Below are 18,952 nucleotides of genomic sequence, written 5' to 3'. Positions count from 1 at the left end.
CAGAATTTCATATTATGCAGCTCAAAGAATACACGCTGCTGAATTCTATCCGCTATTTTGTAGGGCTTAAATCCAGCTACTCCATGACAAGCTTTGGGAGCTATGCCCAGGCCAATCTTTTTCCTGTGCTGCTCATCACAGGTTTTTATGCCTACCTGAATATTCTGATCCTCAAAAAAGAGAACTTTCAAATCCCTGCTTTTTTCCTATCCCTGCCCCTCACCCTTTTTGCCTTTGCCATTTTCCTGACCCGCTCCAGAAGCGCTTTTCTGGCATTCAGCATCACCCTGCTTATCACCTTCCTCATCATGAACCGGCGCTCATTCTTAAATAAAAAAGAGCTGGGATATTACCTGGCTTTCCCGCCACTGGCAGGTTTTTTCCTTGCATGGCTGAACAAGTTTTCTGCTCTGACAAAAATCGGCTCCGGTTTTCAGAATATTGACCCCAGCACCTACACCCGCTTCAATTATTGGCTCAGTGCCATCCGTATGTGGCTGGACGCCCCCTTTTTCGGACACGGAATTGGCAGCTACAAAGTTCTCTTAGGGGATTATGCCATAGAGACGGCTGAAATCTTCAAGCTTGGATACGACACCGCAGGGGCAACCCTGTGGGCGCATAACAATTTTCTGCATATCCTTGCGGAAAATGGCATTTTTACCCTCATTTTTTTTTGCCTTGCCTTGGGTTGTATCCTTTTTTACGGATTCAAAAAAGCCCATACTCAAAGTTTTCCCCTATTAATGGCTTTTTCTGCCTTTCTCATTGCCATGTGCTTCACCCGGCCTTTCTCCCACCCAGGGCTTGTCTTCTGCCTTGCTTTGATGGCAGGTAGCCTCGTCAGAAACTGCCCTGTGGCTTTTCATATCCGACCCAGACTTTTCATTCCAATCATCGTAACAATATTTGCTATCAGCGGCGCGTGGGTCTTTGAACATGCCCGTACCATGCACATGGCCCATGAAATTCAGCAGGATCTTTTTTCCAAAAAACAAAATTATTCAGCCTCTGATTTTTTGCTTACAGAAAACAAACTTGACCATCTGGCGGCCCATCCTGTTTACTCCTTTGAGTTTCAGCACTATTATTACCAACACCTTACAGGACTGGCCTTTCGTAAAAGAGATAAAGATCTTGCCGCAATTCTTTTAAAAAAGCTGGATACGTATGGTAAATTGAATCGTTTTGCCCATACAAGCTACCTCAAAGCCCGTCTCTGCTATGTGCTGGGTGACTATGAACAAAGCTATATTCATATCTGGCAGGCTTACAACAAAGAAATGCACCACGCCGAATATTCTAATTTTATCCGTATCGTTAATATCCTGCGTCTTTCAAAGGCAAACGGGATTCCGGTAAAAAACCTGGCCGGAGAAGAACTGTACGAAACACTTCTGAAATTAAATCTCTTGCAGGAGGATCAGATGTCAGAAGATGGAGTTGCCCTATGATGAATACACCTGAAAAACTGCTGCAACTGGATGGCCTTTGCAAAAGTATTCGGACAAAAACACTGCGTTCTAAAAATATCCCCGTGTTGCAGGATATTTCCTTTGATGTCCGGATGGGAGAGATTGTCGGTATTATTGGTGTCAACGGGGCAGGCAAATCCACCCTGCTCAAAACCATCATGGGCTTTCTGGCCCCAAGCTCGGGGAACATGAAACTCGCCACCAGCGTACGCATTGGCTATCTTCCTGAAAATCCCTATTATTACGATTACCTTACCCTGAAAGAACTGCTCTGGTTTGCCGCACGGGCTTCGGGCATGTCTTCAGCTGCCTTTCGGGAAACATTTCCGGAAATTGTCCGAAGAGTTGGCCTTTCCGGAAAGGAATCCGGTCGCCTGCGTACCTTTTCCAAAGGCATGACCCAACGGGCAGGCCTTGCTGCGGCCATCATCCACAATCCGGATCTTGTCATTCTGGATGAACCCATGAGTGGCCTCGATCCCATTGGCCGCAAGCTTTTTTTTGATCTGATCCTTGATTTAAAAAATATGGGGAAAACCATCCTTTTCTGTTCCCACATCCTCACGGATGTGGAACGGCTCTGTGACCATGTTCTGGTGATGCATCAGGGCCGGATACAAGAGCATATCCATAAAACAGATCTGGAAATGACCGGGCATCTTCAGGTTCTTCTGGAACCCTCACAACAGGCATCGGATTGGCTGGCCTCCCTTCCCCCAGCTATCCATGTTCTGCCTGAAAAAAACGGTTTTTATTGCCTGCTTTCTGATCTGGACAGGATCTTGAAGGAATTCGCGCAAAAACACATCCGTATTAAAAGCATGGAAGCCCCGAAACAGTCCCTTGAAGACCTTTTCTGGCAGATTACCCGAAGTGCGGAAACAGGAGGTGTATGAATGTGGCCCGTTGCAGCCATTACCTTTCTTGAAGGTATCCGGAGCCGTGTTTTGTACGGCATTTTTATTTTTGCATGCAGCGTTATTCTTTTGAGCTTTGTCTTTGCCCATTTTTTCATGCAGGATCTTGGCAAGGTTGCAGTCGATTTCAATCTGGCGGCCTTATCCCTTGCAGGCCTTCTCATGTCCCTTTCCATCTCCGTGGATCTCATTGGAAAGGATCTGGACAAAAAAACCATCTATTTTGTCTTAAGCAAGCCCATCTCCAGAAATGCCTATATTCTTGGAAAATATTCAGGGATTCTTCTTATCTCCCTCATGGCCTACCTCATCATTGCCCTCCTTACCTGTTTTGCCCTCATCCTGCTGCAATCCTTCCATGCCGATTATTTTAAAAGTTTTGCCTGGCTTCCCTACATGCAGGCGGTTTTTCTGGATTACATCAAGATTTCCCTTTTCAATGCCCTCATCCTTTTTTTCGGCTCCTTTTCCACCAGCAGCTTTCTCAATATGATGTTTTCCCTCTGTATCTATATTGCAGGACAGAGTTACAGCGATGTCATCCGTTTTCTCTCCGTACAGCACCACGGAGAACAGATCAGCCCAGTGGTGCATTATGTCATTCAAACATCAAAATATATTGTTCCCAATTTTGAACTCTTTGACATGAAAATCCTTGCAGCCCATGGCCGTCTTATGGCCTTTTCTGATCTTATTCCCATCATGGGATATGGCTTTGCCTATATTGCCCTTCTTGTGGGACTTTCCATGATCATTTTCAGGAAAAAGGAATTCTTATGAAACGAATCCTGCCCTTGGGGATATGCCTTGGTCTCATGGGAATGATTCTTTTTTTCTATCCCCTTTCCTTTGCAACCAAAGAAAAATACCTTCGGGAAGAAGGGCTGCAACCAACGGTACTTCCTTCGGAAATCACAGGTATTGCGGCTCTGGATTTCAAAGGACTGGCTGCGGATTTTCAATTATTGCAGGCCATATTTTTTATAGGCCAGAAAATAGACCGCAGTGAAATGATCACCGTTGAAGACTGGCAACGGTTCATCCGCATGATCCATGCGGTAATTGATCTGGATCCCTACTTTTTTGATCCCTACTATTTTGCCGGTGCCCTGCTGGCATGGGGGCCGGGGATGTATGAAGATGCCATTGGTATTTTAAAACGGGCTCTCGACTACAGACCTGATGATGCTTTCATTCTCTTCAGAATCGGTTTTGTCTATTACTATTTTCTCAATGATTTTGAAAATGGTGCCCGCTATATTGCCGCTGCAGCCCAAAAACCCAATGCCCCTGATTTTTATGCTCCCCTCGCAGCCAGGCTTTCCTATTATGCGGGCGATACGGACTTTTCCCTTCTGCTGTTAAAATCCATGCTCAAAGATACCCGAAGTCCCGAAATCCGCAAATATTATGAAAAACGGATTCTTGCCCTGGAAGGTATGCAGATTCTTGAAAATGCTGTCCGCAGATTTCAAGAAAAACGGCAAGATAGTCCCAAAAATCTTGAAGAACTTGTGGATGCAGGTTTTCTGGAAACCATCCCCGAAGATCCCTATGGTGGCAATTTTTATCTGATGCCTACGGGGCGTATCTATACCACCAGTAAGCTCGTGGAACTGAAAAAATAAGACGAAAGCAAGAAAAAGAGGCTAAGTTTTTTTTCTGCTCCATAGACTGATGGGCCGCTCCCTTGCCCCCCGCTTTTCCATTGTAATAAGCGCTAAATCTGCTTATACCACGAAGGTGGTGCCCTTCATCAGCCATCTGTTATCGGCACGGAATTTTTGGGATCAGGCTTTGTTCCTGCCCGTCTTAACCAACCATGAGGAAAAAGGGGGCTTCCCCCTTTTTGTTGTGAGGAAACATGAAAGTTGGCATTATCGGCCTGCCGCAGAGCGGCAAAAAAACCCTCTTCACTGTACTGACCGGTGCAAGAATTCAGGAGGGAGCACAGCTCTCAAAACCCCTTCCCGGAACGGCAAATATCCTGGATCCGAGATTTGACCGGCTCGTAAGCCTGTATGAACCCAAAAAAAATCAGCCTGCCCGCATTGATTTTGTGCTTTTGCCAAGACTTGAAAAGGAAACCATCTCCAAAGGTGTCATTTTTCAGGACATTGCGGATATGGATGCAATCTGTCTTGTGGTGCGGGCCTTTGAGGATGAGGCCATCTTCCATGTGGATGGGGATGTCGATGCAGGGCGGGATGTGGACATGGTATGCGGTGAGCTCCTGATCCATGACCAGATTTTTGTGGAAAAACGCCTGGAACGCCTGGAACTCAGCCTGAAAAAAATCAAGGATGAGGATCAGAAAAAGGAATTTGCCCTTCTCCAGCGGATGCAGGCCCATCTGGAAGCCGAAAATCCCCTGCGCCTTTTTGAGATCAATGATGAAGAAGAAGCCCTGATCCGCAGTTATCCCCTCATCACCCGCAAGCAGATGCTGGTGGTGGTGAACACGGGAGAGGACGCCATCGGACAGAATGCTGTGTCCCCTGCCATTGAAGCCCGTTCCCGGAGGGATCGTATGGCCGTCATTCAGGTCTGCGCTGGCATGGAGGCGGAAATCGCCCTCCTGGAAGATGCCGAGGAAAAATCCGCCTTCCTTCAGGATCTGGGGATCCACGAACCTGCCCTCGGGCTGCTCACCCGTACAGCCCTGGAAGCCCTGGGCCGCATCAGCTTTTTCACCGTTGGCAAGGATGAGGTGCGTCAGTGGCTGGTACGAAAAGATGCTCCTGCACCCAAAGCCGCAGGGGTGATCCATTCGGATCTGGAACGGGGATTTATCCGTGCTGAGGTCATCAAGTATGCGGAACTCATCGCCCTGGGCAGTGAGGCGGAAGTGAAAAAAGCGGGCAAGCTCTACGTGAATGGCAAGGATTACCGGGTTGAGGACGGGGATATCCTCAACATACGCTTCAAAGTCTGATCTGATTGCTACCCTGACTCAGCCATGCCGTCTCAGGTCTTGTCTCTGCCTCCGTGCATTTCCCCTGAGATGTGAGAACGGGCGCAAAATTTACCTTTATCCATTCATCATTCCCACGCTCCAGCGTGGGAATGCATCTAAAGACGCTCCAGCGTCTTGAACCCACGGAAGCTGTCATGGCCCCAAAAAAACTGGTTGACGCCCAGAAACCGGTACGCCCAATATTCTGGTCTGGATGGTTCCGGTGCTTCGTCAATACCCAGTTTCCAAAGAAAAAAATTCGCGAGGACGCTGGCCTTGGGCGCAGGAGCACCCGGCAGTGCGTTCCCACGCTGGAGCATGGGAACGATAACTCAAGTAGGATGGTGATCAATTTTCTTACAAAAAAGAAGAACAGAACCCTTTTAGAGGAATCCAGGTTAGAAATCATCCTCCAGAGGAATTTTTTCCAAAGCTTTAAAGCCATACTTTAAAACGTCCTGCACGGTTTTTTCCGGTAGATTGGCTGCCATGGCGATGGAGGCTATGGGAAAATCCAATTTGTGGAGGCGCAGGATGGTTTTGTATTTTTCCCGGATCAGGCCTTTTTGTTCCCCAAGCATCAGACCTTTTTGTTCTCCAAGCATCAGACCTTTCTGTTCTCCAAGCATCAGACCTTTTTGTTCTCCAAGCATCAGACCTTTTTGTTCTCCAAGCATCAGACCTTTCTGTTCACCAAGAACAAGACCTTTGGCCATGCCTTCCTCAATCCATTTTTGAGCCAGTGTGGGCATAAGAACCTCCATGTATCCGCTGTTTTCAAGGGCCTTTTCAAGGATGGCCTCATCAATGTCCTGGCTTGCCGATATGGCGTAACGCAGAAATATTTCGATGTATTCCAGTGTGGTTTTGCCAGGCTCCATCATCTCGCTCAGCGCCCGGATCAGATCTGGCAGGTCATCCCGGATTTCCGGGCCCATTACAGAACCCAGAATCTTAAAAAAAACCTTTAGCACAATATTGTTCTGAAGGGTATGGGGGTCAAGGGTGCTGACATCGCAGAACAGGGTATCAAACTGTGGCGTGAAGGGCCGGAAAATCTCGGGATAACCTCCATCCAGCAGATCCACAATGTTTCTTGTGCACCAGTCTTCCTTTCCGTGATAGACGACCAGAGGAAGGATGGGAGGCAAAAGTTTCTCCGGCGTATTTCTGTGGAAGCTTTCCCATACAGCACTCATATATTTGAGTATCTGGAGGATGTACCAGACATCGGGCTGACTTTTGTGTTCAATGAGGGTGTAAAGGAAGGCCCTTGTCTGGCTGTTTTTCAGTTTCACGCTGAAAATCAGATCACTGAAGGCATTGCGGAGTTTTGGGCTGACAAAGCTGTCTTTTTCCGCCTTAAGGGTTTGCATATCGAGAAGGGCAACCACCTTTTCCGGCAGCATGACCGTGAAAAAATCCACGGCATGGATTTTTTCACCCAGAATTCTTTTAACGAGGGCATCATGGGGATTGCTCTTTGAAAGATCTTCCAGAAAATTGTCCTGTTTTTTCTTTTTCATGCAAGTCACAATAGCAGGTGGTTTGAAGGATGAAAAGGGGAGACTGGGGTATCATCCACATTGAAATTCAGGCAGACCGGAAAAGTATATTTTGATTATCCCCTATCTCAGCCATGCAGTCGTAAATTTTGCCCATACAGCATTGAACCCATCGTTCCCACGCTCCAGCGTGGGAATGCATCTTGAGACGCTCCAGCGTCTTGAGTCCCGGAACACTGCCATATCCCAAAAGCCTGTAGGACGTCCAGAAACCGGATACGCGCCATATTCTGGTCTGGATCGTCCCTGAGCTTCGTCAATTCATATTTCCCAGAGAAGGGATTGCCGGGGATACTGGCCCTGGGCGCAGGAGCGCCCGGTATGGCGTTCCCACACTGGAGCATGGGAACGATAGCTGAAGCAAAATGGTAAGCAGAAAGTCTGATCCGTTACGCCGAGGAGCCAGGCCCCCCCCGGCTCCCTCCGATTCTCTCTTCCCCCGGATTATTCGTAAATTTTTTCTTCCGCTGCAAAAGCTTCGGCGGCATCATTCTCACAGTCACGGGTCTGGCCCGCAGCCCTCTCCTCCATGTATTTTCGGTACCACTCACTGGCAATGATGAGGCTCATCACCTCATTGGTTCCTGTCCAGATGGAGGCCAGACGCACATCCCGGAAAATCCTTTCCACAGGAAAAACATTGGTATAACCAATACCGCCCATCACCTGCATACTGTTGTGTACCACCTTCTGACAGGATTCTGTGATGAATTTCTTGCTTTCCGAAACCAGCCTGCGGATCTCATTTTCCGGAACAGTCCCCGCATCCACGGCCCGACTGGTCGTATAGGCCATGCTCCGGCAGGCATCCAGCAACATGGCCGCTTCAGCCACCTGGAACCCAACGCCCTGAAATTTTGCGATTTCCTGACCAAAGGCCTTGCGCCGTGTGCTGTAGCCCGTAGCCACTTCCAGGGCAGGCCGGGCCGCACCGATGGTCATGGCGGCGGTTCCCAGCCTTTCGGGAATCATCATGGTATTGAACACCGCATAGCCATCGTTCAGCCTGCCGACAATGTTTTCCTTCGGTACCTTCACATCCCTGAACACAATACGGGCAGCACCGCCCCCCCGGCATCCCATCAGGCCGTAAAGGTATTCCACCCGTACCCCCTCACTGCGATCCACAATAAAACAGGTCAGGGCCTTATGCCCTCGGGCATCGGGATCGGTTTTTGCGTATACGAGAAAATAATCCGCCCCCTCACCGCCCACAATAAAACGCTTCTGCCCATTGAGAACAAAGTACTCCCCCTTGTCTTCCGCCGTTGTGCTGGTACCAAAAAAATCCGATCCGCCCCTGGGTTCCGTCAGACATTCTGCGGCAAATATTTCACCTTTTAAGAGAGGTTTCACATACTTTTCCTTCTGGGCATCCGTTCCGTGACGAATGATGGCATCACAGACCAGCTCCGCACCCACGCCAAATACGCAGGCCATGATGTAACCCAGGGTACCGATTTCCTCCATCACCATCACTGTGCTGACCCAGTCCAGCCCCCTGCCCCCCCATTCTCTGGGATAACGGCAGCCCATGAGATTGCGGCGACCCGCTTCAGCAAGAAATTCCTTTGGAAACTGTACCTTGTCCGCATCCATATCGAGAAGAAGCTGTCTCGGAACGGTCTTGACAAATTCCCGGACTTCTGTCCGCAGGGCAAGGGCTTGGGGGGAAAGCAGAAAATCGTACATGGAAACTCCTGTTGTCATGGGGTAGATAGGGGGGTGTCCGACCTTTCCTTCAGGGCTTTCAGCCTTTTTTCCAGGATGTCCTGCATGGCCAGGATATCCATTTCCAGAAGGGCCAGATCCTCTTTTTTCCGTGCAATCTCGGCAAGCTTTTCCCTGCCGAAGGCAAGGCTCCTGCAGATCTGTTCTTCCTCGTGAAGGGGAATATCTGCATATCCGATCATTTCCGCGATCTCAGCAAGGGAGAAGCCGAAACGCTTGCCCCGGAGAATGAGTTTGAGCCGGGCTTTGTGCTGCTTTGCATACAGACGCTGGTTTCCTGCGCTGCGATCGGGCTGTATCAGTCCCTTGTCCTCATAAAAACGGATGGTGGATGGGCTGATTTCCAGCTCCCCTGCCAGTTCGGATATGGAATACATTTTCTCTGAATGCATTTGTAGATCTCCATAAAGTTAAAGTCAACTTTAATTTCAAGGGTACGGTAAGACCAGAATCTCCAGGATTCTTCCGGGGAAAGGTTCCATCAGAATCTGCCGCATCCAGCAGCTCAGGGCACAAGAAGCTGACGGGCCAGTCCCATCACCTGCCGGGTAATGGCATGGGTACGGTGATGCCGCAAAAAAGGTTCCCGCCTCATGATGCTTTCTCCCACAGCCTCCTCATGAACAACTACGGCTCCAAGGGAAAAAACGGGCCCAAAAAACTGCGGATAAAAACCCATGAGCTGGGCGGCAACCTGGGCATCCAGGGTTCTGCGAACCTGATTGAGCAGAAGATAAAAACGGAGTCTGCCAAGATCCTCAGCAAGACGCAGCCCTGCATCTGCATTCCGGGATGTCAGGGCCATGACCAGATCCTGTGGTCTTACGGAAGATGCCGATCTGGTCGCAAGACAGATGCGGCTGAGTTCCCTCAGCCCGGATTCCCCGGTATGGGCCTGGATTTTCCGTAAAAAAGCTCTGTGAACAAAACGAAAAAGATTCTCAACGGCTGTGGGTTCCGGTGTACAGACCAGAATCCCCCGCGAAGCTGCAAGAAAAAAATCAAGGTTGCTCCGGTAGCTGCCTGCCCCAAGATCCAGCAGGATAAAATCATGGGAAAGATGACGCAGTGCCAGAATGAGACGCTGGGTGGACGCAGCGGGCAGATCCGCACCGTGAGCCGAACAGCCCTTGGCGGATAAAAGAAAAAGGCGGGGTATCGCTGTTTCGAGAAGACAGGCCTCAAGATCCGGAACGCGGCCTTCCAGAAAATCTCCCAGCCCCGGACGGGATGTGGAAATACCGAAAAAGGAATGGAGATTGGCAGCTCCAAGATCCAGATCTGCCAGTACAACCCGCTTACCCGCAGCAGCAAGGAGGCTTCCCGTAAGAGATGTGATAAAACTCTTACCACTGCCCCCCTTACCGCCTCCAAAGGCAATGAGTTCTCCCATGCCCACGTCCTTTCTTTTCCTGTTTTCAGCTTGAAACAAGGCGCAGGCGACAGGTTTTTCTCAGATGATCGAGCAGAGCATCCAGAAGAATCTCCACAGCCACCTGTTCTTCCATTTCTTCGACTGCCAGCCCCCCCCTTCGGGCGCAGTCCGCAAGAAGGGCCTCATTGGGTGGCCAGAGATAGTGCCCCAGAATGTAAACCGCCAGAGCCGAATCCGCCACTGACGGAAACTCTCCGTCCAAATGTGCCAGAGTCACCTTATCCCTCAGGGGGAGACGCAGATCAAGATCCGCCAGCACCGAGGCCACATCCGGGTAAGGACTGTCTTCCTGTAAGAGCGGTCTGGATTTCAGTGCGTCCTGCAAACGATCAGGCCGGGTGCGGAGAAGGCACATGGCAAAACAGGCCTTCAGAATGTCCCCGCATACAGACAAACGGGAAAATCCGATATCACAAGCAAGTTGCATGGATCCGATACCCTTCCCATGAATCCAGTCCCGTGTACGGGCCGCGAGGGTATGGACGGCATCTTCATCCGGAGGCAGACAGAGCCAGGGTTTCTGGCAGTTGCCTGCAAGGGTGCGCAGCGCATTCACCGTGTCCGTATCCGGATCTTCCGTAAAAAAGAGAATCCCCTCCGCCCGTTTGTCCAGATGCCAGGAAGTCTCCATGCTGTCTGTGGTTTCACATGTTTCCAGAAGAAGAATGCCATAGCTTCGGGCGATATCCGTCACCATCTGCCTGAAGCCCTCATTTTCACAGCCCACAAGTATGGATTCTATCATCAGCATATCCTCATCCACCTGACCGGTCAGGACGCACGGCTCCTGCCTTCCGCAGGTTTTCATTCAAAAACAAATTCCTGACGGGTGACAAGTCCCCACGCAGGGTCTTCCACAAGCTGCTCCGTATACCGCCCCTGTACCAGATGATCCAGCACCCTGCGCCAGAACAGCAAAGCCCTGTCCGCACCCTGAATCTGACGAATCTGCCAGGAACCGGGATACCGTCCGAAAATTTCCCCAGCCAGATACAGCCCCAGGCCCTGCCTTCGCCTTGCGGGAAGAATATAGCATTCGGAGACATCCCTGGGGGTTCCTGTAAAAACCACCATAAATCCAATGGGCGCCTCCCCTTCCATCAACAGAAAACCGTCATGGCAGGCATCCGGGGGGGTCTGTATGCCATACCACCCGGAAGAATCGGGCAGCAGACCGGTCAGCGCGGAAAACTCCGCTTCATAGGCCTGGGAAAGGTTGCCATACAACTCCAGACTCCGTCGATCTTCCATGGGAACCACCCGCCTGACGGGTAGCGTTTTTTCTGTCATTGCTCCTTTTTCTCCTTCAAATCCTCCTCGGGTTGCATCGCCCCCTCAAGCCCCTGCTCTTCCACGGGAACGCCTCCCTCTTTCAGGATCTCCCCATACCGTCCCGTTCTCCTGAGGGTTTTCAGTCCTTCATTAAAGGCTTCCATCAGAACATCATGACCCTCCACCTTCTTTGACAGAAGAAGATGCAGGGGTTCCCTGCGCAGGGGATGGGGATGCCGGGTGATGCGACTCCGCTCCGCCTCACTGAATTCACGTTTCAGCAGGGCGTAACCCGCAAAGGTATTCATGGGAAAAATCTGGATACGGTTCAGAAGCAGTTTCTTAAAATTGCTGCTGTCCCTGGATACCCAGTCCACCTTCAGTGTTCCCGCCTTCTCCGCTTCCATGAAGGCTTGCCCGTAGTCATAGCCCAGGGTGCCGCCGATCCGAAGCCCCTTGAGATCTTCCACGGTTGTCCAGTCAAAGGACAGGGTCTTGAGATGAAAAAAGGACTGGCTGTCCTTCACCAGGGGATCAGATACATAAAAAGCGGCCCGTCTCTCCGGGGTGGCAAACCAGGCCGGTGTGCCATCCAGAAAATCCCCGGCTTCCGCACTCACAAGGGCCCGCTTCCAGGGTACAAACACAAAACGCACACCAATACCTGAAAGGGCAAAGCTTTCGGATATGATCCGGCACATAAGCCCCTGACCGGGAAGCTCTTCCGAAATATAAGGGGGAAACTCATCCACGCCCAGCCTCAGGGTGCGCTGCTGGCTCCAGCCCGGAACGGGAACACAGAAAAGGAGGAGAACCAGTCCTGCCGCCATTGCTTTCCACGCGCTTTCCAGCATTCCTGCCTCCCGGCTTTTTCTGTCCATGTCCGCTCCTCCTGGGTTCAGGGTATTCTCACATCCTCGGGTACACGCCCTTTTCCGTAGTAGTCTTCAAGAATGGCCAGATCCCCGCCCCTGGCCTTGAAGGCCTGAAAGGCTTCTTCAAATTTTCCAAGAAAAGCCATTCCCTCACCACCACGCCGGGCCAGAAGCTCAATGACAAAATAGGGCCGGTGTTCCCAAAAACCAAAGCCCGCATCCCTGCCGGGAAACTGCCTTGCAATCATCTCCAGGGCCGTGATGTCTACGGTATGCCAGAAATCCACACGTCCGGCCATGAGTTTTCTCAGGTTGTTGTCCATCTTGGATTCCTCCACCACCATGCCCTTCTCCCGGAAAATCCCCGAAAAATGGCTGCCCAGGGAAGAAGCGATGCGGTACCCCTTAAAATCTTCCAGATCCGATGCGGAAAAATCCGGAAAAGCTGCTCTGCGGTAGGCCATCACCATTCTGGCCTTCAAGAGGGGAATGGCTGCCACCTGTCCGGCAAGTTCAGGAAAATAACGGCTTTCTCCCAGAAAAAGCAAATCCCCCTGCCCTTCTTTCAGAAACATCTGCAAAGCCCTTTTTCTGGGATACACGCGGAATACTGGCTGAGGCAACTTTCCTCCCCCGGCTTCCCGTATCATGCGGGGAAGAATCCCCGTACCATCCTCCTCCATGTAAGGAGAATAGGCAAAGGTGAGAATCTCCACAGGACGATTTTCTTCTGCCAGAGTCTGGACGGGATTCCAGGTCAGCAGCAACATCAGACCTGCCATAAGTAAACCGCCGCACTTTAAACACTTCATGGTCTTTTCCTTCCTCTATCAAGGCTGCTCTCTACCGCGCTGTTCAGAGAGCCTCTTTCCATGGGGACACTATACCTCGAAAAAAAATTTTCCCCCTTATAGTTTCGAGGCCGGATCCTCTCCCAAAAAATCACTGCTGTGCAGAAAGGCATGGAGCCGTCCTGCGCTTTCCATGCTGAACCCCGCCACCCCGGCAATCTCACCTGGGGAAGCCTCCATCAGCCTGCGAAAAGATCCAAAGTGCCCAAGGAGGGCCGCCTTTTTTTTCGGGCCCACACCAGGCGCACCATCGAGGCGGGATTTCAGCCCCGTCTGAATTCTCTGTTTTCTGTGAAAGGTGACGGCGGTTTTATGGGTCTCGTCCCGCACCCGCATGAGCAGAAAAAGGGGCTCCGGATCTTTGCCGAAGTTCACGGGATTCATGCGGCCGGGAATGAAAATCTTGTCTTCGGTCTCGCCCTTTTCCGCATCCATCTTGGCGATGGCCGCAACGCCGAAAGCACCGAAAAGCCCCATGGCTTTCAGCACATCCACCGCCACATTGAGCTGCCCCTTGCCCCCGTCCACCAGCAGCAGGTCCGGCAGGGGGCCGTCCAGCTTTTCCGGCGCAAACCGGCGGCGCAGGGTTTCTTCCATGTAGGCGTAATCGTCCTGCTCCGGCACATGACGGATCTTGTAACGGCGGTAGAGGGAACGCTCCGGCCGGCCTTCCATGAAAACCACCATGCCGGTGACGGGATTCTGGCCCGAGATGTTGGCGTTGTCAAAACACTCGATGCGCAGGGGCGGTCTGTCCATCCCCAGACGGGCCCCGAGACGCTTCAGAAGATCCTCATCCCCCTTCCGCAAGGTGAGCCGCTCTTCCAGCTCCTTTTCCGCATTGCTTTTCGCCCATTCAAGGAGCTTCACCTTTTCCCCGCGTAAGGGTTTTGTGATGCGCACGCCCTTTCCCGTCCACTGGCGCAGGGCTTCGGAAAGGGTTTCCAGATCTTCCGGCTCTTCGGGAACGAGGATTTCGCGGGGAGACTGGGGCTGCTCCGGATAATACTGACGGATAAAGGAGGCCACCTGTTCCCTGGGATCGGCCAGGGTCTCCCGGAAGGCAAAATGGCGGGTGTCCGCAAGAAGCCCGGCCCGCACCCGCATGAGGGTGAAAATGCCCATGCCGGGGGCCTCGGCCCGTCCGAGGATGTCCCGGTCCACCAGATCCGTGGCCACCACCACCTGGGTTTCCCGGGTGCGCTCCAGGGCAAAAAGCTTGTCCCGGATTTCCGCAGCCTTTTCAAAATCCTGCATCTCCGCCGCCCGTTTCATCTCCCTGCGGAGCTTGGTCAGCAGCACCGGGGTTTTGCCTTTGAGCACCAGCACGGCTTCGCGCACGTTTCTGCGATAGGCCGCCGCATCCACCTCCAGGCAGCAGGCGCCGATGCAGACCCCCATCTGATAGTTGAGGCAGGGCCGGGTGCGGGTACGCATCACCGTGTCCTTGCAGGTGCGCAGACGGAAGGTTCTGTTCACCAGCTTCAGGGTTTCCCGGACGGCACCACCGGAGGAAAAGGGTCCGAAATACCGGGCCTGATCCCGGCTGATCTTCCGCACCACCGTAAGGCTTGGGAAGGGATGGGAGAGGTCGAGACGGAGAAAGGGATACTGTTTGTCGTCTTTGAGAATGACATTGTAGCGGGGACGGTGACGCTTGATGAGGGTGGACTCAAGAAGAAGGGCCTCGTTCTCACTCTCCGTGAGAATCGTGTCAAAGTCCGCGATCTTTGCCACCAGCACCCCGGTCTTTACGGGATGGCGGTCCATGCGCTGGAAATAGGAGGCCAGTCTGCGCCGCAGGTTCTTGGCCTTGCCCACATACAGGATGCGGCCTTCGCTGTCCTTCATCAGGTAGACACCCGGGCCTGTGGCCACCTGGGCAAGCTTCTCCCGGATGAGGGGAGGCGGCTCCGGGGGTTCGCAACCCCCTTCTTCATGGTGGTGGGACGCTTCTTCCATGCTCACAGCTCCCGCATGTCCACGGATCTTCATGTTTTCAGTCTTTATCGAACGGGCATTTGCACTTCAGGGTGCCCAGGGCATCTGTGAGTGACATTGCAATCGTTTCGGATCAGAGCTTTGACGGCCTGTGCGAAAAGAAACGGCAACTGTCCGAAGTCGGCACAAAGGCAGCGTTCGTGAAACTGCCATGGCAATCCCACGGCCCGAGCTGCCTGTGCCGACAAGTTTTGCCGCTTCCGCACAGGCCAAGAAGCTCCCGAATAAGATTGCGTCACGAACCCATGCCCTGTGTACCGGAGTGCCCGTAAAACAGCAGACAGGCAGTTTCTGATCTTCCCGTTCTGTTCACAGATCCTGAATGCCCCGAAGCTCCCGGATTCTGTCCCGGAGCCTCGCCGCACGCTCAAAGGCCAGTTCTTCCGCAGCCGCCAGCATCTCCGCCTCCAGGCCCGCGATAATGGCGGCAAGATCCCCCCCTTTTTTATCCGTACCAAAAGCAGGGGCCTTTTCCGCCACCTGATCCAGAACCGGGGCTTGTGCATCCGCAACACCAAAGATCATCAGGGAGCCGATGGCCTTGGAGATGGTTTCCGGCGTGATGCCGTGAGTTTCGTTAAAGGCCAGCTGGATGTTGCGTCGGCGATCCGTTTCTTCGAGGCACTGGGCCATGGAGGGCGTGATGCGGTCCGCATACATGATGACCCTGCCCATGGCGTTGCGGGCCGCACGGCCGCAGGTCTGGATGAGGGAACGGGCCGAACGCAGAAAGCCTTCCTTGTCCGCGTCCAGTATGGCCACAAGGGCCACCTCGGGAATGTCCAGTCCCTCCCGCAGAAGGTTGATGCCCACCAGCACGTCAAAACGGTCCATACGCAGATCCTGAATGATCTCAATGCGCTCCAGGGTGGAGATGTCCGAATGCAGGTAACGCACCCGGATACCGAGGCCCGTGTAGTATTCCGTCAGGTCTTCGGCCATGCGCTTGGTCAGGGTGGTCACCAGCACCTTGAAACCCCGGCCAAGGCAGTCCCGGATGGCATCATAGAGGTCGTCCACCTGATGCTCCGCCCCACGGATCTCAATCAGAGGATCCACAAGCCCCGTGGGCCTTACAATCTGCTCCACCACCCGGCCTTCGGCCTTTTCCATCTCATAGTTTGCCGGAGTGGCGGACACGTAAATCACCTGACGCGCCTTTTTCTCGAATTCCGGAAACTTCAGAGGCCGGTTGTCCAGGGCCGAAGGCAGGCGGAAACCGAAATTCACCAGGGTCTCCTTGCGGGAGCGGTCTCCCTTGTACATGCCGCCCACCTGGGGCACGGCGATGTGGGATTCATCAAAAACCACAAGGAGATCCTCGGGAAAGTAATCAAAGAGGGTGGGCGGCGGCTCGCCTGCATTGCGGCCCGTAAGATGACGGGAATAGTTCTCGATGCCGGTGCAGTAGCCGATCTCCCGGAGCATTTCCAGATCATAGCGGGTGCGCTCTTCAATGCGCTGGGCCTCCACCAGCCTGTTTTCCTCGCGCAGAAAAGCGATGCGCTCCTTCAGCTCCGCTTCAATGGCGCTGATGGCCCGCTTGCGGGTGGTCTTTTCCGTCACATAATGGCTGCCGGGAAAGATGGCGGTTTTCCGCATCTTCCGCAGCACCTCCCCACGCAGGGGATCCACTTCGGAAAGGGCCTCAATCTCATCCCCGAAAAACTCCACCCGAACGGCCTGATTCTCCTCATAGGCCGGGAAAATCTCCACCCTGTCGCCCCGGACGCGGAAGGTACCCCTGTGGAAATCCAGATCACTGCGGGTATATTGCATGGCCGTGAGATCCCGGAGCAGCTTGTCCCGGCTCAGCTCCTGCCCCACGGCCAGCTCCACCCGAAGGGCCAGATAATCCTCCGGAGCCCCCAGACCATAGATACAGGAAACACTGGCCACCACAATCACATCCTTACGGGTGAGCACGGAGCGGGTGGCGGAATGGCGCATCTTGTCGATCATCTCATTGATGGCCGAGTCCTTGGCAATGTAGGTGTCGCTGGAGGGGATGTAGGCTTCGGGCTGGTAGTAGTCGTAGTAGCTGACAAAGTATTCCACGGCGTTGTGGGGAAAGAGCAGCTTGAACTCATTGAAAAGCTGGGCGGCCAGGGTCTTGTTGGGCGCAATGACCAGAGTGGGCCGCCCAATTCTTGCTATGACATGGGCCATGGTGAAGGTTTTCCCAGAACCCGTGACACCGAGCAGCACCTGGTGGGCCGCGTTGGCCTTCAGCCCCTCCGTCAGCGCCTCGATGGCTCCGGGCTGGTCGCCTTTGGGCTCAAAGGCCGAAACAATGTGGAATGCCCCATCTTCCACCGGAGATGCTGGATCTGATGCAGGCTCTGCGGCCACGTTTTCTTCCATGGGAAGGGAGGCCGGGAGGAGGGAGGTTCCGGAAGCTTTTTTTCTGACGGGCGCTGCCCCCCCCTTCTCCTTTGTCCCCTTTTTTTCCCTTTTCATTCCATCCGCCACAGGGTGCCTTCGGGCTTGTCTTCCAGCACCACGCCCATGGCGGCAAGGTGCTGACGGATTTCATCGGCCCGCTTGAAATTCTTATCTTTCCGGGCCTGGGTGCGTTCTTCCACCAGAGCGTCAATGGCGCTGGCATCCAGCCCTGAGGCGGAAAGCCCTTTTTCCTTTTTGGCGGCAAAATAGGCCGCAGGCGTGTCATGGCAGAGTCCCAGAATCCCTGTGATGGCTTTGAGATCTCCCGCCAGCAGAACCGCTTCCTCCCGGCCCTGGGCTTCCCCTCCATCCAGGTGACGGTTGGCCGTTCGGATGGCCTCAAACACAAGGCCAAGGGCCTTGGCGGTATTGAAATCATCGTCCATGGCCTCAAGAAATCCCTGCCAGAGACTGCCCCGCCTCTCACCAGGGGCAAGCCCCGCCTCCTCCAGCCTCAGGAAAAGCCCGTACATCTTGTCGAGATTCTGAGCCGCCTCGTTCAGGTACTGATCCGTGAAATCAATGGGGCTGCGGTAGTGGCTGGAAAGCAGGAACAGACGGATGGCCTCCGCATGCCAGGTTTCCAGCACGTCGCGCACCCGCAGGAAATTGCCGAGAGACTTGGACATCTTTTCCTGATTGATGTTCACAAAACCGTTGTGCACCCAGTAACGGGCAAAGGGCTGGCCCGTGGCCGCCTCGCTCTGGGCAATCTCGTTTTCATGGTGGGGAAAGATGAGATCCTTGCCGCCGCCGTGGATGTCGAAGGTGGCTCCCAGCAGCACGCAGCTCATGGCCGTGCACTCGATGTGCCAGCCCGGACGGCCCGGCCCCCAGGGACTTTCCCAGGAAGGTTCGCCGGGCTTGGCCGCCTTCCACAGGGCAAAATCATGGGGGTTTTTCTTGCGCTCATCCACCGCGATCCGGGCACCCGCCTCCATGTCCTCAAGTTTTCTTCCGGAAAGCTTGCCGTAGCCTTCAAAGGTTTCCACGGCAAAATACACATCCCCATCCACGGGATAGGCGTGCCCCTTCTCAATGAGGCGGTTCACCACATCAATGATGTCGCCGATGTGGGCCGTGGCCCTGGGCTCCATGTCGGGCCGGAGCACAAACAGCCTGTCCATGTCCTCGTGAAAGGCCCGGATGAAGGTCTCGGACACCGTTACGGAATCCGATCCCGTTTCATTGGCCTTCTGGATGATCTTGTCATCCACGTCCGTAAAATTCCGGACATAGGTCACCTCCTGACCCATGGCCCGGAAATAGCGCACCAGAACATCAAAAAAAACCACGGACCGGGCATGGCCGATGTGGCTGTAGTCATACACCGTGGGGCCGCAGACATAGAGACGCACCTTTCCCGTCTCCAGGGGGTCAAACACTTCCTTCTCGCGGCTCAGGGTATTGTATATGCGTAAGCTCATAA

16 protein-coding genes are annotated in these 18,952 nt (G+C 53.3%); 5 read left to right on the top strand and 11 right to left on the bottom strand.

Features of this window, described 5'->3' with window-relative positions; translation table 11 throughout:
* Positions 1 to 14: 14 nt before the first annotated feature.
* From BR04_RS01940 to BR04_RS01920, 5 genes are all read left to right on the top strand, one after another.
* Positions 15 to 1,454: an O-antigen ligase family protein gene (locus BR04_RS01940; protein WP_496354293.1), complete on the top strand. Its 1,440-nt coding sequence runs from the start codon at positions 15 to 17 to the stop codon at positions 1,452 to 1,454.
* Complete coding sequence (locus BR04_RS01935) at positions 1,451 to 2,371, top strand: ABC transporter ATP-binding protein (protein ID WP_496354292.1); 921 nt, start codon at positions 1,451 to 1,453, stop codon at positions 2,369 to 2,371. The genes BR04_RS01940 and BR04_RS01935 overlap by 4 nt, the downstream gene beginning before the upstream one ends.
* The gene (locus BR04_RS01930; protein ID WP_496354291.1) at positions 2,372 to 3,172 is read left to right on the top strand and encodes an ABC transporter permease subunit; all 801 of its coding nucleotides are present in this window, start codon (positions 2,372 to 2,374) and stop codon (positions 3,170 to 3,172) included.
* Positions 3,169 to 4,020: a tetratricopeptide repeat protein gene (locus tag BR04_RS01925; protein ID WP_496354290.1), complete on the top strand. Its 852-nt coding sequence runs from the start codon at positions 3,169 to 3,171 to the stop codon at positions 4,018 to 4,020. The genes BR04_RS01930 and BR04_RS01925 overlap by 4 nt, the downstream gene beginning before the upstream one ends.
* A gap of 236 nt (positions 4,021 to 4,256) precedes the next feature.
* The gene (locus BR04_RS01920; protein WP_496354289.1) at positions 4,257 to 5,327 is read left to right on the top strand and encodes a DUF933 domain-containing protein; all 1,071 of its coding nucleotides are present in this window, start codon (positions 4,257 to 4,259) and stop codon (positions 5,325 to 5,327) included.
* A gap of 419 nt (positions 5,328 to 5,746) precedes the next feature.
* On the opposite strand, the gene BR04_RS01915 is transcribed toward BR04_RS01920, so the two are convergent.
* The 11 genes from BR04_RS01915 to cysS all read right to left on the bottom strand — a co-directional run bounded on the left by BR04_RS01915 (position 5,747) and on the right by cysS (position 18,950).
* Positions 5,747 to 6,874: an Rpn family recombination-promoting nuclease/putative transposase gene (locus BR04_RS01915; RefSeq protein ID WP_496354288.1), complete on the bottom strand. Its 1,128-nt coding sequence runs from the start codon at positions 6,872 to 6,874 to the stop codon at positions 5,747 to 5,749.
* 483 nt (positions 6,875 to 7,357) lie between these two features.
* Positions 7,358 to 8,605, bottom strand: coding sequence for an acyl-CoA dehydrogenase family protein (locus BR04_RS01910; RefSeq protein ID WP_496354287.1), 1,248 nt, complete (start codon positions 8,603 to 8,605; stop codon positions 7,358 to 7,360).
* 14 nt (positions 8,606 to 8,619) lie between these two features.
* Positions 8,620 to 9,036: a MerR family transcriptional regulator gene (locus BR04_RS01905; protein WP_496354286.1), complete on the bottom strand. Its 417-nt coding sequence runs from the start codon at positions 9,034 to 9,036 to the stop codon at positions 8,620 to 8,622.
* Between the two features lie 113 nt (positions 9,037 to 9,149).
* Positions 9,150 to 10,037, bottom strand: a complete 888-nt coding sequence (locus BR04_RS01900) for a MinD/ParA family ATP-binding protein (protein WP_496354285.1) — start codon at positions 10,035 to 10,037, stop codon at positions 9,150 to 9,152.
* Positions 10,038 to 10,062: 25 nt separating this feature from the next.
* On the bottom strand, positions 10,063 to 10,824 hold the full coding sequence (locus BR04_RS01895; RefSeq protein ID WP_496354284.1) for a hypothetical protein: 762 nt from the start codon (positions 10,822 to 10,824) through the stop codon (positions 10,063 to 10,065).
* 59 nt (positions 10,825 to 10,883) lie between these two features.
* Positions 10,884 to 11,369, bottom strand: a complete 486-nt coding sequence (locus BR04_RS01890; protein ID WP_496354283.1) for a hypothetical protein — start codon at positions 11,367 to 11,369, stop codon at positions 10,884 to 10,886.
* Positions 11,366 to 12,232: a substrate-binding periplasmic protein gene (locus BR04_RS01885; RefSeq protein WP_496354282.1), complete on the bottom strand. Its 867-nt coding sequence runs from the start codon at positions 12,230 to 12,232 to the stop codon at positions 11,366 to 11,368. The genes BR04_RS01890 and BR04_RS01885 overlap by 4 nt, the downstream gene beginning before the upstream one ends.
* Before the next feature lie 17 nt (positions 12,233 to 12,249).
* Positions 12,250 to 13,038: a substrate-binding periplasmic protein gene (locus BR04_RS01880; protein WP_496354281.1), complete on the bottom strand. Its 789-nt coding sequence runs from the start codon at positions 13,036 to 13,038 to the stop codon at positions 12,250 to 12,252.
* Between the two features lie 96 nt (positions 13,039 to 13,134).
* The gene (uvrC, locus tag BR04_RS01875; protein ID WP_496354280.1) at positions 13,135 to 15,039 is read right to left on the bottom strand and encodes an excinuclease ABC subunit UvrC; all 1,905 of its coding nucleotides are present in this window, start codon (positions 15,037 to 15,039) and stop codon (positions 13,135 to 13,137) included.
* 348 nt (positions 15,040 to 15,387) lie between these two features.
* Positions 15,388 to 17,538, bottom strand: coding sequence for an excinuclease ABC subunit UvrB (gene uvrB / locus BR04_RS01870; protein ID WP_496354279.1), 2,151 nt, complete (start codon positions 17,536 to 17,538; stop codon positions 15,388 to 15,390).
* Positions 17,535 to 18,950, bottom strand: coding sequence for a cysteine--tRNA ligase (gene cysS / locus BR04_RS01865; protein WP_496354278.1), 1,416 nt, complete (start codon positions 18,948 to 18,950; stop codon positions 17,535 to 17,537). The genes uvrB and cysS overlap by 4 nt, the downstream gene beginning before the upstream one ends.
* Positions 18,951 to 18,952: the final 2 nt, after the last annotated feature.

It is taken from the genome of Desulfobotulus sapovorans DSM 2055, assembly GCF_059569355.1.
Note: the sequence above shows the minus strand (reverse complement) of the source record. Positions and strands in the feature narration are given on the sequence as shown.

Bases quoted from the DNA above. Each gene is read 5' to 3' on its own strand.
- BR04_RS01885 (WP_496354282.1), bottom strand. From the start codon at position 12,232: ATGGACAGAAAAAGCCGGGAGGCAGGAATGCTGGAAAGCGCGTGGAAA.
- uvrB (WP_496354279.1), bottom strand. From the start codon at position 17,538: ATGAAAAGGGAAAAAAAGGGGACAAAGGAGAAGGGGGGGGCAGCGCCC.
- BR04_RS01930 (WP_496354291.1), top strand. From the start codon at position 2,372: ATGTGGCCCGTTGCAGCCATTACCTTTCTTGAAGGTATCCGGAGCCGT.
- BR04_RS01900 (WP_496354285.1), bottom strand. From the start codon at position 10,037: ATGGGAGAACTCATTGCCTTTGGAGGCGGTAAGGGGGGCAGTGGTAAG.
- BR04_RS01895 (WP_496354284.1), bottom strand. From the start codon at position 10,824: ATGATAGAATCCATACTTGTGGGCTGTGAAAATGAGGGCTTCAGGCAG.
- BR04_RS01940 (WP_496354293.1), top strand. From the start codon at position 15: ATGCAGCTCAAAGAATACACGCTGCTGAATTCTATCCGCTATTTTGTA.
- BR04_RS01925 (WP_496354290.1), top strand. From the start codon at position 3,169: ATGAAACGAATCCTGCCCTTGGGGATATGCCTTGGTCTCATGGGAATG.
- BR04_RS01880 (WP_496354281.1), bottom strand. From the start codon at position 13,038: ATGAAGTGTTTAAAGTGCGGCGGTTTACTTATGGCAGGTCTGATGTTG.
- BR04_RS01915 (WP_496354288.1), bottom strand. From the start codon at position 6,874: ATGAAAAAGAAAAAACAGGACAATTTTCTGGAAGATCTTTCAAAGAGC.
- BR04_RS01910 (WP_496354287.1), bottom strand. From the start codon at position 8,605: ATGTACGATTTTCTGCTTTCCCCCCAAGCCCTTGCCCTGCGGACAGAA.
- BR04_RS01920 (WP_496354289.1), top strand. From the start codon at position 4,257: ATGAAAGTTGGCATTATCGGCCTGCCGCAGAGCGGCAAAAAAACCCTC.
- BR04_RS01935 (WP_496354292.1), top strand. From the start codon at position 1,451: ATGATGAATACACCTGAAAAACTGCTGCAACTGGATGGCCTTTGCAAA.
- cysS (WP_496354278.1), bottom strand. From the start codon at position 18,950: ATGAGCTTACGCATATACAATACCCTGAGCCGCGAGAAGGAAGTGTTT.
- uvrC (WP_496354280.1), bottom strand. From the start codon at position 15,039: ATGGAAGAAGCGTCCCACCACCATGAAGAAGGGGGTTGCGAACCCCCG.
- BR04_RS01890 (WP_496354283.1), bottom strand. From the start codon at position 11,369: ATGACAGAAAAAACGCTACCCGTCAGGCGGGTGGTTCCCATGGAAGAT.
- BR04_RS01905 (WP_496354286.1), bottom strand. From the start codon at position 9,036: ATGCATTCAGAGAAAATGTATTCCATATCCGAACTGGCAGGGGAGCTG.